This window comes from Pedobacter sp. (assembly GCF_046462515.1).
In the GTDB taxonomy this organism is placed as follows: Bacteria; Bacteroidota; Bacteroidia; order Sphingobacteriales; family Sphingobacteriaceae; genus Pedobacter.
This window is the reverse complement of record NZ_JBKGVD010000012.1, coordinates 1-14967: the sequence shown is the minus strand read 5'-3', so window position 1 is coordinate 14967 and position 14967 is coordinate 1. Positions and strand designations below refer to the sequence as shown.

The 14967-nt window shown below is 35.3% G+C and carries 9 protein-coding genes; 5 read left to right on the top strand and 4 right to left on the bottom strand.

Features of this window, described 5'->3' with window-relative positions:
- Positions 1–127 precede the first annotated feature (127 nt).
- Genes ACLHG9_RS15990 through ACLHG9_RS15980 form a run of 3 tightly spaced genes read left to right on the top strand, consistent with a single transcriptional unit; the run spans position 128 to position 5671 of the window.
- Complete coding sequence (locus ACLHG9_RS15990; RefSeq protein WP_410222507.1) at positions 128–3199, top strand: SusC/RagA family TonB-linked outer membrane protein; 3072 nt, start codon at positions 128–130, stop codon at positions 3197–3199.
- Between the two features lie 11 nt (positions 3200–3210).
- Positions 3211–4779 (top strand): SusD/RagB family nutrient-binding outer membrane lipoprotein, encoded by a 1569-nt coding sequence (locus tag ACLHG9_RS15985; RefSeq protein WP_410222506.1) that lies wholly within the window; start codon positions 3211–3213, stop codon positions 4777–4779.
- Between the two features lie 13 nt (positions 4780–4792).
- A complete protein-coding gene (locus ACLHG9_RS15980) occupies positions 4793–5671 on the top strand; it encodes a DUF1735 domain-containing protein (protein ID WP_410222505.1) in 879 nt (292 codons plus the stop codon).
- Between the two features lie 122 nt (positions 5672–5793).
- On the opposite strand, the gene metG is transcribed toward ACLHG9_RS15980, so the two are convergent.
- Positions 5794–7902 (bottom strand): methionine--tRNA ligase, encoded by a 2109-nt coding sequence (gene metG, locus ACLHG9_RS15975; RefSeq protein WP_410222504.1) that lies wholly within the window; start codon positions 7900–7902, stop codon positions 5794–5796.
- Between the two features lie 37 nt (positions 7903–7939).
- Here metG and ACLHG9_RS15970 point away from each other — a divergent pair, with 37 nt between their 5' ends.
- Positions 7940–8836, top strand: a complete 897-nt coding sequence (locus tag ACLHG9_RS15970) for an LD-carboxypeptidase (RefSeq protein ID WP_410222503.1) — start codon at positions 7940–7942, stop codon at positions 8834–8836.
- Between the two features lie 4 nt (positions 8837–8840).
- Positions 8841–9248 (top strand): DoxX family protein, encoded by a 408-nt coding sequence (locus tag ACLHG9_RS15965; RefSeq protein WP_410222502.1) that lies wholly within the window; start codon positions 8841–8843, stop codon positions 9246–9248.
- Between the two features lie 315 nt (positions 9249–9563).
- Here the strand turns inward: ACLHG9_RS15965 and ACLHG9_RS15960 are convergent, their stop codons facing one another.
- From ACLHG9_RS15960 to ACLHG9_RS15950, 3 genes are all read right to left on the bottom strand, one after another.
- Positions 9564–10217, bottom strand: coding sequence for a hypothetical protein (locus tag ACLHG9_RS15960; protein WP_410222501.1), 654 nt, complete (start codon positions 10215–10217; stop codon positions 9564–9566).
- 70 nt (positions 10218–10287) lie between these two features.
- The gene (locus ACLHG9_RS15955; RefSeq protein WP_410222500.1) at positions 10288–11799 is read right to left on the bottom strand and encodes a SusD/RagB family nutrient-binding outer membrane lipoprotein; all 1512 of its coding nucleotides are present in this window, start codon (positions 11797–11799) and stop codon (positions 10288–10290) included.
- Between the two features lie 17 nt (positions 11800–11816).
- On the bottom strand, positions 11817–14951 hold the full coding sequence (locus ACLHG9_RS15950; RefSeq protein WP_410222499.1) for a SusC/RagA family TonB-linked outer membrane protein: 3135 nt from the start codon (positions 14949–14951) through the stop codon (positions 11817–11819).
- Positions 14952–14967 lie beyond the last annotated feature (16 nt).

Genomic DNA, 14967 nt, shown 5'->3' with positions numbered 1-14967 from the left:
TTTGTGTTACATCTTGAATGTATTTATATTAGCCTATTAATTAATTATTAACTAACCTAAATTTTATTAATTTATGAAAAAACTTCTACAAAGTTTGTTCATTCTTTTGTTCGTTGCCACCACGGCAATGGCACAAGAAAGGGCAATTACTGGTGTTGTTAAGGCTTCTGACGATGGCCTTCCGATTCCGGGTGTAACGGTACGAGTTAGTGGTTCTGCAAATATAGCTGTGCAGACAGGCGGAGACGGTAAATTCTCGTTAAAAGTACCTTCATCTGCGAAAACTCTTGTTTTTACTTTTTTAGGATATGAAACTAAAGAAGTTTCAATTGCTTCTGTAATGAACGTTACCTTAAATCCTGACACAAAGATCTTAAATGAGGTTGTTGTTTCTGGAGGTGGTTTAACTGCTCGTAAAAAAGAATTAGGAGCAAATCAAACTACTCTTTCTAATGACGCTGTTACAGTTGCTAAACCAACTAACGTTGTTGCTGGTTTAGCTGGTAAAGTTGCTGGTTTAAATGTTCAGAGTGTGGGTAGTGGTGTTAATCCTAACTACAGGGTGGTACTAAGAGGTATGAGATCTTTAACAGGTAATAACGAGGCTTTAATCGTTATTGATAACGTTATCGTTCCTAATTCTATATTAGGAAATCTTAATCCTGATGATATTGAAAACCTTACCGTTCTAAACGGAAGTAGTGCTGCTGCGTTATACGGTTCTGCAGCATCAAACGGGGCGTTAATTATCGTTACCAAAAAAGGTAGAAAAGGCGATGGATTTGATATCAAGGTTTCAAATACTTTGACTCTTGAGCAGGTATCTTTCTATCCTGAATTACAAAAACAATTCGGTTCGGGTTCTGATAATGACGTTCAGATTTACAACCCAATAGAAAACCAACAATATGGTCCTGCATTTGACGGTGTTGTTAGACCTATTGGCCGTGTATTCCCTGATGGATCTTTTCAAAGAGTTCCCTATGCTTGGACTAACGCAAAATATAATTTCTGGGATACTGGTTATACCAATGCTACTGATTTCTCAGTTTCATCAGGAAGTGCCGGAAAAGGAAGTATGTATGCTGCAGCACAATTTGTTACCGCTCAAGGAACTACTCCTGGTGATAAATTTAACCGTGCTACTGCTAGGGTAGGTGGTACAAGAATAATTTCTGATAAACTAACTTTTAATTATAGTGTTAACTATGTTCAAAACAGATATGATATTACTACACAAACAAGTAATATTTATAACTATTTGTTAAATGCTCCCGGACAAGTTCCTTTAACAAGCTATAAAGATTGGAAAAACGATATCTATGCAAGTCCAAATGGATATTTTAATGCATACTATAATAACCCTTATTTTATGGCAGATAACTACAGACAAAATACAAGAAATGACTATTTTGTTGGTAGTTCAGAATTAAAATACAAACCTTTAGAGTGGTTAGATTTCACCGGTCGTTTAGGTTTGACTACACAAAATGCTTCAACAAAAAGTTACTCAGATATTTTTATCTTCGATCCTTTCTATGCTAACCAAGCTGGATCAAGTGAGTACAAAAAGCAAAATATCTTAGGTGGTGTTACAGATAGCTTTAGCTACACTACTAATATTGTTAGTGATTTCATTGTACACGGTCAGAAAAAAGTAGACGACTTTAAATTTGACTTAACTGTATTAGGGCAATTGATCCAAAGACAGGCTAAAAATGAAAGCGCTTCTGTTAGCGGTCTTGTAACTGCCGGTATTTTCAACTTAGGTAACAGTTTAAATAATCCAACTGCAAGTGAATCTAGTTCATTAACTAGATCTTATGGCTTATCAGGTAAATTAGATATTGGCTATAAAGATTATTTATTCTTAACCTTAACAGGACGTAATGACTGGGTTTCTGTATTAGCTCCGGAAAACAGATCATTCTTCTATCCTAGTGCAACATTATCTTTCGTAGCTAGTGAAGCAGTAGATTTCATTAAAAACATTAAACAAATTGATTTCTTAAAATTAAGAGCAGGTTGGTCTAAAGTTGGACAAGTTAATATTGGTGCTTATAGCTTAGTTCCTACATTCTCACAAGCTGCAGGATATCCATATAATGGAATTGGTGGACTTTCTGTAGATAATCAATTGGTATCTGCTAGCCTTAAACCAGAGATGACTACTCAATGGGAGATTGGTACTGACTTCAGTTTATACAAAAGCAGAGTTAATGTTGGATTTACTTACTATGATACTAAAACAAAAGATCAAACTGTATCAACAGGTGTTTCAAGTGCAACAGGTTTCTCTTCTTTCTTAACTAATACAGGTCAAACAAGTTCTAGAGGTATTGAAGCATCACTTTCTGTAGTTCCTTTAAGAACAAAAGACTGGGAAGTTACAGTAGGTTCGAACTATTCACACTATGATAATACAGTTGACTATATCAGTGCTGATTTAAATCAATTAACTTTAGGTGCTTACGGTGGAACTGTAGGTTCTTATGCAGTAGCTGGTCAACAATTCCCTGTAATCCAAGGTAAAACTCACGTGCGTGATAACCAAGGAAGAATCATTGTAAATAGATTTACCGGTTATCCATCAGCTACTACTGGTTTAAGCATCCTAGGACAAGCGAATGCTGCTCATATTTTAGGCCTTAATTTAAATGTTTCTTATAAAGGATTTACTTTATACGGCTCAGGTGAGTATCGTTCAGGAAACGTTATTTATAATGCTGGTGGTGGTACTTTTGACTTTAGTGGTGCCGGCATCAATACTGTGGCATATAACAGAGATAGATTTGTTATTCCTAACTCTTCTTATTTAGATCCTGCTACAAACACTTATGTTGCAAACACAAATATTACAGTTAGAGATGGTGGACCTGGTTACTGGACTATTTCTGGCCCAAGAACAGGTATAGATGAGAATTACGTTACTTCTGGAGCTTTCTGGAAAGTAAGAGAACTTTCTTTATCATATAACCTACCTGCTTCTGTTGTAGCAAAAACAAAATTCATAAAAGGAGCTAAAATTAGTGTTCAAGGAAGAAACTTATTTGTTTGGTTACCAAAAACAAACGTTTATACAGATCCTGAATACAGTGACGGAAATGGTGTAAGCAGTGGTAACGCTATTGGTTTAACTAACCTTTCGCAAACCCCACCTTCTAGATATTATGGAGCTACATTAACGATTAACTTATAATAGAAATAGAGATGAAAAGAAATATTAAATATATATGTGGATTATTTATTGCGGTATCTGCTCTTTCTTCTTGTAAGAAAGATCTGGATATCAATACTAATCCCAATTCGGCAACAGCAGCAACGGTTGATCTGGTATTACCTACAGCTATTGTTTCTACAGCCAATAGCTTAACTGCAGGCACAACAACTTCATATAACTCAATGGGAGGCCAGCAAGTAGGGTACTTCGCCAATGGTGGAGGTGTAAGTGGATGGGGTGGTATCATTTCATACAACTGGCAAACAGATAATTTTGCAAACCTATGGGCTACAACATATGATGTTTTAACAGATGTTGAATATGTTTTGAAGAATTCTGCCGGAAATGCAAATTATAAAGAGTTTGAAGCTGCAGCTAAAGTTTTAAAGGCTTATAATTACTCATTATTAGTAGACACTTATAATGATGTTCCATACAGTGAAGCTAACTTGGGTAATGAGAAATTACAACCAAAGTATGATAAAGCAACTGATATCTACAGAAATATCGCTATTCTGTTAGATCAGGCAATTGCTACTTTCAAAACAGTTACTACTGCAACTCCTCTCTTTGTTAAAAACGACCCTCTTTATGCAGGAAGTGCTACCAAGTGGGCTGCTTTTGCACAAACCTTAAAACTGAAGCTAATTATCAAAGGAACAGGAAAAGTTAATTTTGCTAATACTACTTTTGATGCTGGAGTTGGTTTCATTACTGATGATGCTATTGTAAACCCAGGTTATGCAAAATTAAACGGCAAACAAAACCCTTTATGGAATTCATGGGCTTATAACTATGCCGGTACAGCTGTTGGAGCAGCAAGCCAATATGCTGTTACTCCGTTTATCATGGCTTTCTATAATGGAACTAAACTTAAAGATGCGGCTAGACTTGCTGTTGTTTATAAAAACGGTGCAACAACTCCTGTAAACCAGTTAGGTTACCAGGAATCTGATGCAGGGAGAGGCTTAGCTCCAAGTTCGTGGTTTATAGGAACCAATGCTACTACTTATAGCAAAATAGGTATCTTAAAAGGCCCTGAGGCTGGACAACCATTAATGTTAGCTGCAGAAAGCTATTTCTTACAAGCCGAAGCAAATGTTAGAGGTTTATTAACCGGAACTGCAAAAACTAATTTCGAAAACGGAATTCTTGCCTCTTTAAAATATCTATATAAAGACAATACAGGGGCTGCAACAGCCGGTAAAAATCCTACTACGGATCTTGCTACATACAAAACAGATAACACTTTAAGTCCATTGGTTAATTTTGATTTAGCCACTACAGATGATGCTAAATTAGAAGCTATCCTAACCCAGAAATATATTGCTTTCAATATGTTATTTGGACATGAAGCTTGGAACGAATACAGAAGAACTGGTTATCCAAAAATTACCGGAACTACTAAGACGACTACATTTGTTTCTATAGTTTCTGAGTCAACTGCTGCAGACAAATTGCCTACAAGAATTCAGTATCCAACAAGTGAATTTAAGTACAATACATCAAATGTTCCTGCAGTTAATGTTTATAGTAATAAAATATTTTGGGCAAGATAGATAGAAATTTATTATGAAAAATTTTATAAAATATACAGCAGTTTTAGCCTTTTTAACCGGAAGTTTAACTTCTTGTTTAAAAGATAAAACGATGATAGGTCCGGATTCGCCGGGAGCTATCAAAAATGTGATTGAGTTTAAAAATATTGGAGGTATAAAATCAGGAACATCGGCTCCTTATTCACTTTACATTCCTTTTACATTAGATCCTACAGCAACAACGGCTGAATTTGAAGGCATTGTTAATTATGCTGGTTCTGATGTGGCTCCAAATGATATTACGGTTAATATTGCTGCAGATCCTGCGATGATAACAGCATATAATGCAGGAGTTACTGGAGCTAATTTTACTCAATTGGCAGCAACTTCATATTCATTCCCATCAACGGTTACTATCCCTAAGGGGCAAAGAGAAGCTAGATTTAAAATATCAGTTAAGCCAAATACTTTTGACGCTACTAAAGAAAATGCTTTAGCGTTAAGAATTACTTCAGCATCAACTGGTACTATCAGCGGAAATTTTGGAGCTGTTATTTTCAGCATGCCATTAAAGAGTATATGGCAAGGTACTTATACTGTTCGTTTTAACAATAACTATGGTACTATTGATGCGAATATTGGAGATTTCACTGAAACAGGAGTTAAATTGGAAACTATAGGCCCAAATAAATTACAGACACAATACGCTGCTAATACTTATTCTGGCTATACTCAGTATCAGTTTAACGGTAACAATACTTCTATTACTTCTGTTACTGTATTCTCAGGAGCAATTTTAGCTTCTTCAGTTGATGGAGTTGATTTAATTGATCCTGTAAATGGTAAATTTACCATAAGATATACTTTTGCAGGTAGAGGTATGACCGAAACTTGGGTAAGAACAGGCCCATAAGATTTAACATCTTGTTCATTCATAAAACAAATAAGCCGCTTTAAAAGCGGCTTATTTGTTGTTTTGTATATTGTGTGCAAAAGGCTGCTTGTCAAGAAACTATAAGCCTTTATTATAATTAATTATCTTATTATGGCACCATCAGGCATCTGGTCATTCGCTTTCACAAAAGTTAACTTACCCTCGTTATCTTCTGCCATCAATATCATTCCCTGCGAAACAATTCCTTTGATTTCTCTTGGCGCTAGATTTACAATAATACTTACCTGCTTTCCTATGATATCTTCAGGCTTATAATGCTCTGCAATTCCCGAAACGACTGTACGCTCATCAAAACCAGTGTTTAGAGTCAATTTAAGCAGCTTCTTGGTCTTTTCTACTTTTTCTGCAGCGATTATAGTAGCTACCCTAATATCTATTGCGCTGAATTGTTCAAATTCAATATCAGGTTTAGCTGGAATGGCTTCTTTTTGTGCCTGTTGATTAACAGTTTTGCTTTGATTTAGCTTATTTATCTGTGCTTGTATAGCTTCATCTTCTATTTTCTCAAACAAAAGTTCTGCCTGATTTAATTTATGTCCTCTTTTTAATAAATCAACAGATCCTGCATCTGCCCATGTATTTCCCCCGCAGTTCAGCATTTGCTTTAGTTTAACAGAGGTAAAAGGTAAGAATGGTTCTATCAGAATTTCTAAATTGGCAGCGATTTGCAGGCTGATATTTAAAATAGTACGCACTCTATCTTCGTCTGTTTTAATCAATTTCCAGGGCTCTGTATCTGCTAAATACTTGTTGCCTAAACGAGCAACATTCATTACCTCTGTTAAAGCCTCTCTAAAGCGATAATTTTCTATAGAGGTGCTGATCTTATCGGGATAAGACTTAAGTTCTTCTATAACCGCTTTATCGTGCGTTGTAAGCTCCATTAAAGTTGGAACATTACCATCAAAATACTTATGAGTTAAAACTACCACACGGTTAATGAAATTACCTAAGATAGCAACCAATTCATTATTGTTTCTTGCCTGAAAATCTTTCCATGTAAAATCGTTGTCTTTGGTTTCGGGGGCAGTTGCGGTTAAAACATAACGTAAAACATCCTGCTTGTCTTTAAAATCTTCCAGATATTCATTTAACCATACAGCCCAATTTTTAGAGGTTGATATCTTTTGTCCTTCTAAATTTAAGAACTCATTAGCGGGTACATTATCAGCCAGAATATAGTCTCCATGCGCCATTAGCATAGCCGGAAAAATAATACAGTGAAAAACGATATTATCTTTGCCTATGAAGTGAACCAGTTTAGCTTCTTTATTTTTCCAGTAATCCTCATAATTAAAAGATGTTAAGTTGCTTTGGTTAATGTAATATTCTTCCGCTTTAGGATTCCATATTCCTAATTTAGCATATTCAGCCAGCTCTTTGGTGGCCGATATATAACCAATAGGTGCATCAAACCAAACATACAATACTTTTCCATCAGCTCCTTTAACCGGAACTTTTACACCCCAATCCAGATCACGGGTCATTGCCCTTGGCTGTAAGCCTGCATTAAGCCAGCTTTGGCATTGTCCATATACATTTGGGCGCCACTCTTTATGACTTTCTATATATGTACGCAGTTGATCTTCATATTTATCAAGGGGCAAGAACCAGTTTTTAGTTTGTCTTAGAACAGGTGGCTGCCCGGATAAGGTTGATTTTGGGTTAATAAGATCGGTAGCATTTAATGAGCTTCCGCAACTTTCACATTGATCACCATAAGCGTTTTCATTGCCGCATTTAGGGCAAGTTCCCGTAATATATCTGTCTGCCAGAAAAGATTTCGCCTGCTCATCGTAATATTGTTCTGTGATTTCTTCAGTAAATACTCCTTCATTATATAGCTTTTCAAAGAAATCTTCAGCTGTTTGATGATGTGTTAATGAAGAAGTACGATGATAAATATCGAAAGATACGCCAAACTCCTTAAATGAATCGCCAATTATTTTATGATATTTATCTACGATTTCTTGTGGTGTAACCCCTTCTTTTTTAGCTTTAAGCGTTATAGGAACCCCGTTTTCATCAGATCCGCAGATAAATTTAACATCTCTTTTATTGGCACGCAAATAACGCACATACGTATCGGCGGGCAAATACACACCAGCTAAATGGCCAATATGTACAGGTCCGTTGGTATAAGGCAAGGCAGCCGTAACCGTATATCTTTTAAATTTATTATTATCCAAAACTATTTTTTTATTTTGCAAAGATATTGTTTTCAAAATGATTAAGCAGCCAGCATATTTAAAAAAGGGCGATAAAATTGCAATTGTTTGCCCTGCAAAGAAACTTCCAAAACCTATTGATTATGGAATAAGTATACTTCAAGGTTGGGGACTTGAAGTCGTTATAGGTCAATCTGTAACAGCATCCCATCATCAGTTTGCAGGAACTGATCAGTTAAGAGCTCAAGATTTACAGCAATTTTTAGATGATACCTCAATAAAAGCAATTATTGCGGCGCGTGGCGGATATGGAACCATTCGCATAATTGATGAGCTTGATTTTACCTTATTTAAAGCAAATCCTAAATGGATTATAGGCTTTAGTGATATTACAGTATTGCTTTCACATCTGTATGCAGATTTAAAGACACAAAGCATACACGGACAAATGCCTTATACATTTGAAGAAAGTACACCCGAAGCCCTAGAAAGTTTGCGTAAAGCCCTTTTCGGAGAGATTGATGTATATAATTATTCAAATGAATTTCCTAATAAAGAAGGCAATATTAGCGGAGAGCTTATAGGTGGAAATTTAACTTTGCTTTTAGCTGTTGAAGGATCCGTTTCTGAGATGGATTATAAAAATAAGATCCTGTTTATTGAAGATGTGGGCGAACATGAATATGCAATAGACCGAATGATGCGGACTCTCAAAAGAAAAGGAAAATTAAAAGATCTGAAGGCTTTAATAGTTGGAGCATTTAATGAGCTTGGAGAAGAAGGCATTGCTTTTGGACAGAGCCCAGAAGAGGTAATATGGGAACTGGTAAAAGAATATGATTATCCGGTTTGCTTTAATTTTCCGAGCGGTCATATAAATGATAACAGAGCGATGGTGTTAGGTAAAATGATAAATTTAAGTATAGAAAAAAATAAAGTAACCTTTAAATATTAAATGTATGGCTATTTTAGAAAATTTAGGTAAATATCGTAATACAGGCCTTATCTTATTGAGGTTAGGCTTAGGTATAATGATGATGACTCACGGATTGCCGAAAATTATGGGAGGCCCTGATAAATGGGCGGCTATTGGGGGTAGCATGAAAGTGATCGGTATTGATTTTATACCTGCATTCTGGGGATTTATGGCCGCAGTTTCTGAAGGGTTTGGAGGTTTTTTATTGCTTTTAGGCTTATTCTTTAGACCGGTAAATATGCTATTGGTATTTACCATGCTGATTGCTGCATTGGTACATTTCTCAAAAGGAGAAGGACTCTCAGGGGCTTCTCATGCAATTGAGCTTGGAATTGTATTTTTGAGCTTAATATTTATTGGCCCAGGAAAATATAGTGTAGATAAAAAGTAAAAATACAATACAGATTATAAATTCAAAAAAGGGCATGTAAAGCCTGTTCCTTTTCATATTAAATTAACCCAAACAAGAAACCCATTTCAATTTTTGAAATGGGTTAAAGTAATTTGTTATTGTTCTATTTATTTCTCAATAAGGAGATAATATCATTCTCTTTTTTAAGATTTAATTTATTTTCCTTAACATAATTGCTCGCATCATTAGAATTCAGATAGTCTAAAACAGAGCGATCATTTAGCTTAACATCAGTTATCTTTCCATTTTGAACAAAGAATATCTCACATAGGAGAATAAAAATGATGTCAATCTTTATTCCTTATTTAAATATTCCTCAAATAGTTTCTTTAGGTCTGTGTCATTCTTCAAATTAAATTTGCCTTCATTAATAATGCTTTGCACTTTCCTAATATCAATTCCAAACTCTTCCGAAAGAGTTTTAGCGGATATCTTAATATCATGGATACTATTATTTTTGAAAATAAAATATAAAGGAATGCGTTTAAAATATTTTTCAGTAGGCATATTTGCCCTTGTTCGTTCTCCTATAGATACATCTATCTTTTTTAATAGTGTTAATTTTCCATTAGCTATTATTTGATAATAGGTTTTCGAAGTATAATTTCCATATGATGGAAAATTATTCTGGAAAAAAAGCCCCCTTAAGCTAAATGCCTTAACAGGCTCTTTAAAGTTTAATTCTGCTTCTTTCTTCTCATTTGTAAATATTAACTGATCAGCCATCATATCATATTTTAAATAATCAATTTTAGCTTTATTGCCTGATTCAAAGATTACTTCTCCATTAACCCATTGATCCAGAAAATAAGGAGATTCTAAGATTCCTTCATAATTATCTGTATTTCTAATTTTATCTCCAGCAATATTATTGATAAAAACTTGCCCGTAGGAGTTAATTTTAAAAAATAAGATTAAGGCGAGCAATATAATTGTGTTTTTTTTCATCTTTTATCAAATTAAGAAAAAAAGGGAACGTTTAAAAAACGCTCCCTTTGTATTTTAAATTCATTAAAAATTATGGCTTATCCCACCAGATTCGGGTATTTAATTCATCTGGACCTTGGCTTGCAATAACATTTTGGTAATTAGCCTTATTTAAAGAAGCTTCTTCTGTTGTATAACATTGTCTTCTTGGAATTTGTCCCCCTAAATTCTGTGGATATGGAGAAGGGGTTAAAGTTGGGAATCCTGTTCTTCTCCAATCTGCCCATGCTTCATAACCATAACCCATATAATTAGCCACCCATTTTTGAGTAATAATTTGCTTAACTGCATTAGCGGGATCATAAACAACCCCAGCTTGAGCTAAATAATTAGCAACAGTTGTAGCATCGGTTATACCATGTTGACTTAAAGAAGCTTTTATCCCGTCAGTATAGGCTAAAGCAGCATTTACATCATCAGGTGCTCCTGTAATCCATCCTAGTTTGTAAGCTTCAGCAACAGCAAACCTAGATTCAGCATAAGTAAAAATGGAAACAGCTGAATTTTGCTGTCTAAATTTTGAACCAAAAGCAGAAACAGAACCTCCAACAAAAACTCCAGATGGATTGAAACCGCCTATTGAATAAGCGCCAGCCAGTGCCTGCGTTAAACCATATGGCATACCCACATAAGGCCCAGTATTTACTCCCCCAACATTTGGCCCTGTTCTTTCTGCATATACTCCTAAACGAGGATCATTGTTTGATTGTAAATAATCTAATAATGGTTTTCCGATTGTATAATCATATCGTTTTGCTACATTATAATTGTTATACATATTGTTTTCATTAGCTGATTCTGCTAAATATGCATAAAACATATTATCAGAGTTAGATGTCAATACTCCGTCAGCCAATGCTGCATTAAATTCTGTTTTACCAGTAGCAGGATCTATTTTAGAAAGACGTAAAGCCATGTTCATTCTAATTTGATTGGCAAATTTTTTCCATTTAGCAATAGACCCACTGAATAAAATATCTCCCTTTACAGTTGCTCCTGCATCAAATTGAGCTATAGCCTCTTTTAATTCTTTAAATAAGGCAGTATACACATCTTTTTGTTTATCAAACTTAGGAGTAGGCTTAGATAAACCCTGCAATGCTTCCGAGTATGGAATATCTCCCCATCTATCTGTCATATTTTGGAAAAGAAATGCCTTTAATATTCTTGCGATAGCAATCTGATTGGCATTCGATCCTCCCCCTATAACATTAGGAGCCCCTTTTGTTCCAGCATCAGTGTTAAGCTGAATAATTGTGGTTAAATCCTCCAGAGGGTTGTTATATATTGCTGCATAGCTATATACTTTTGTATTGTATCTAGACTCAGATGTGTACAGTGTTTCAGAATTTTGCTGAGTATATAATCTTGGTGTTACCGAGCTTATTATACCCGCCATATTTCTTTCTACATTTGTTAATAATAAATAGGTTTGAGGGGTTGAAGGTGAATTCGGGCTCACATTAACGTCTCCAAAATCACCGGGCTTACAGCTTAGTGCAACACCAATAGCCATCAATCCAGCATATTTAAATATTTTCATTTTCATTTCTTCCTTTATTAAAATGTTACTTTCAAATTAAGTCCTATTGTTCTTGTACCTGGAAGCTGACCTCCTTCTATCCAGTTACCTGCAGACTCAGATGGATCAATGCCAGGAATCTTAGAATAAATTAACCAAGGATTTCTAGTTACGATCGATATAGATGCTCTTTGAGCTTTAAATTTAGATACAAGTTTGCTTGGTAAAGTATAACCTAAAGATACTTCTCTAAGTTTTACATAAGTTGCATCATAAGTTTGTTCTGCCCAAGTATAAGGGATATAGCCTTCATAATAATCCTGAGGATCTATATATACATTATTAGGTTGTCCATTAGATTCAAATACACCTGGAATCAATATTCCGCCACCGTTTGCAACAGGATCTCTTTTCGGGAATCCTTTATCATTCAATCCGGCAGTCTCTTCAGCTAAGCCTGAGCCAAAAAGATTCCCTCTACTAACAGAAAATAATTTTCCACCTACTTGGAAGTCAAAAGAAAATCCTGCAGTAAAGTTTTTATAATTGAAAGTCGAAGTTAAACCTCCAGTTAAATCAGGAATAAATGTTCCTAAATTATAGTTATCTTCTAACACAGGGAAACCATCACTTTTAATTAAATTATTACCGTTGGCATCTTTTTTAATTCTTTGAGATACGATTTCTCCCCAAGGTCTGTTAACTCTTCTTTCAACTCTGATTTGTGGAGTTCCTACATAACCAAATGAACCCCAAGCAAAATTGTCTATACCCGGATAAAGCTCATTAATGGTGTTTTTACTTGTTGCAAAGTTGGCATTGATATCCCAAACAAAACTTTGGGTTTTAATAGGGTTGCCTCCCAAAGTAAATTCAAAACCACTAGATGTGATTTTACCTCCGTTAACCAATGCAGAAGAGAAACCTGTACTTGAAGGTAAGGATAGAGATATAATCTGATCTGTTGATTTACGATTAAAATAATTAGCACTTAAGCGCAAGCGATTTTTTATAAATCTAAATTCCAAACCTGTTTCAAATGCATCTGAAAGTGCTGGTTTAAGGTTTTCATTAGGGATTTGGTTTGGAACAGTTAAGCTTGGATTTGTTCCATAGAAACCTGCCGAGCTATAAACCTGATAAATATTATAAGGACCAATATCCGAACCTGTTCTACCAAATGAAACAGTTGCTTTACCAAATGATAATATATTGTTTTTTGGAAGCAAATCAGAAAATACAAAAGCTAACGATCCCCCTCCATATAAATATGAGTTATTTGATTTAGGTAAAGAAGATGACCAGTCGTTACGGATGTTTAAATCTAAGAACAAGAAGTTGTTGTAACCGACTGAACCAAAACCATATACACTTCTAACTTTTTTAAGAGACCAAGTAGAAGAAAGACCTGGTCTATCTTTTGATGCTGCTAAGCTATACCAATTAGGTACTGTAAATCCTCCGACCGTATTACCGCTAATACCCTCATCATAATTTATACGTAATTCACCATAAGCCCCGGCATTAAAAGAAAACTTGTCTACATCCTTTTTAAATAATAAATCAAGCACATAGTTGTTTTCCCTAGATCTGCTTTGGCTATTGCTATAAGATTCTAAGTTTAATGTTCCAGAAGCAACTCGACTGTCTCCTCTAGAAGAAGCATAATTTCCTTTCGCTACAAAATCTAATGTTAACTCAGGGATAATGTTGTACGACGCAGATAGTGAACCAAAAATACGATTGCTATTAGATTGAGCCACATTTTCATAAGCTTCTACATATGGATTATCCCAGTATTTAGGAGATAAGTTCCTAGGGCTGGTAATATTCCAAGTAGTAAAGGTTCCATCTGGATTTTTATAGTTTTTTAACTTATCAATCTCAATATTTCTTTGAAACCACTGGTTAAAAGAACCCGCTGTTTGAGTACTATATCCTTCGGCAGGTCTATTAAAATAATTGATCACATTATAATTGAAGTTTGCTCCAAATTTCAACTTAGATATTGGCGTAAAAGTACCATTGAAACTTAAACGATTTTGATCAGCTCTTGTATTTGGCGAAACACCTGTTCGGTTTACGTTAGTATAAGAAACCCTTGCACTCACCCTATCAGAAGCATGAGATAATGCTATATTTGTATTCGTTTCTACACCTGTTTCATAAAAATCTCTAATGTTATTAGGCTGAGAAACCCATGGCTGAGTTTGCGCATATTGAGGATCATACTTATTCCAAGCATACCAAGGAGCATAAGGTTTTCCATCGAATTTAGGCCCCCAACTCTCATCTACTTGGTAGTTATAATATCTAGCACCGTTCATAGCTGCCAATGCAGGTGCATCTGTAGCAGGATTATAAACAAAAGTACTCCAGTTTTGAGTAACCCCACCACCATATTCATTTTGATATTTAGGCAAAAGAGCTACATTTTCAAGCGTAGTACTATGATTTAATTCTATACCAAAACCCTTTTTAGAGGCTTGTTTCGATTTAATCACAACCACACCTTGGTCTCCTCGTTGCCCATACAAAGATGTGGCGGCCGGACCTTTTAAAACAGTTAAATCCTCAACATCATCCATATTAACACTTGTAGAAGGAACCACTACTCCATCAACTACATAAAGAGGATCTGATCCACCACCTATTGCATTGATCCCTCTAATTCTAATAGAAGAAGTTCCAAATCTTGCGCCAGAACCGCCCATAACTTGAACACCAGCAATTTTACCAGCCAATGCTGTATTTAAATCTTGCTGTTTTGCCAAAGTAAGGTCTTCTCCTTTTACACTTTGTTGTGCGGTTCCTAACGATCGTTCTTTTCTCACAACGCCTAAAGCCGAAGTAACGACTACTTCCCCAAGAGTTTTCGAGTCAGGATTTAAGCTGATTATTAAATTAGAACTTGTTATTGCAACTTCTTTCTCTGTATAACCAAGAGAAGAAATAATTAAAGTTTTGCTTCCCGCAGGAGCTTTAATTACAAATTTTCCATCAGAACCTGTAGCCGTTCCAGAGCGAGGTTGCTCTTTAATCTTTACAGAAGCTCCCGGAATAGGCAGCCCGTCTTCTGCAGAAGTAACCGTACCAGTAATTGTTCTTTCTTGTGCCATTGCCGTGGTGGCAACGAACAAAAGAATGAACAAACTTTGTAGAAGTTTTTTCATAAATTAATAAAATTTA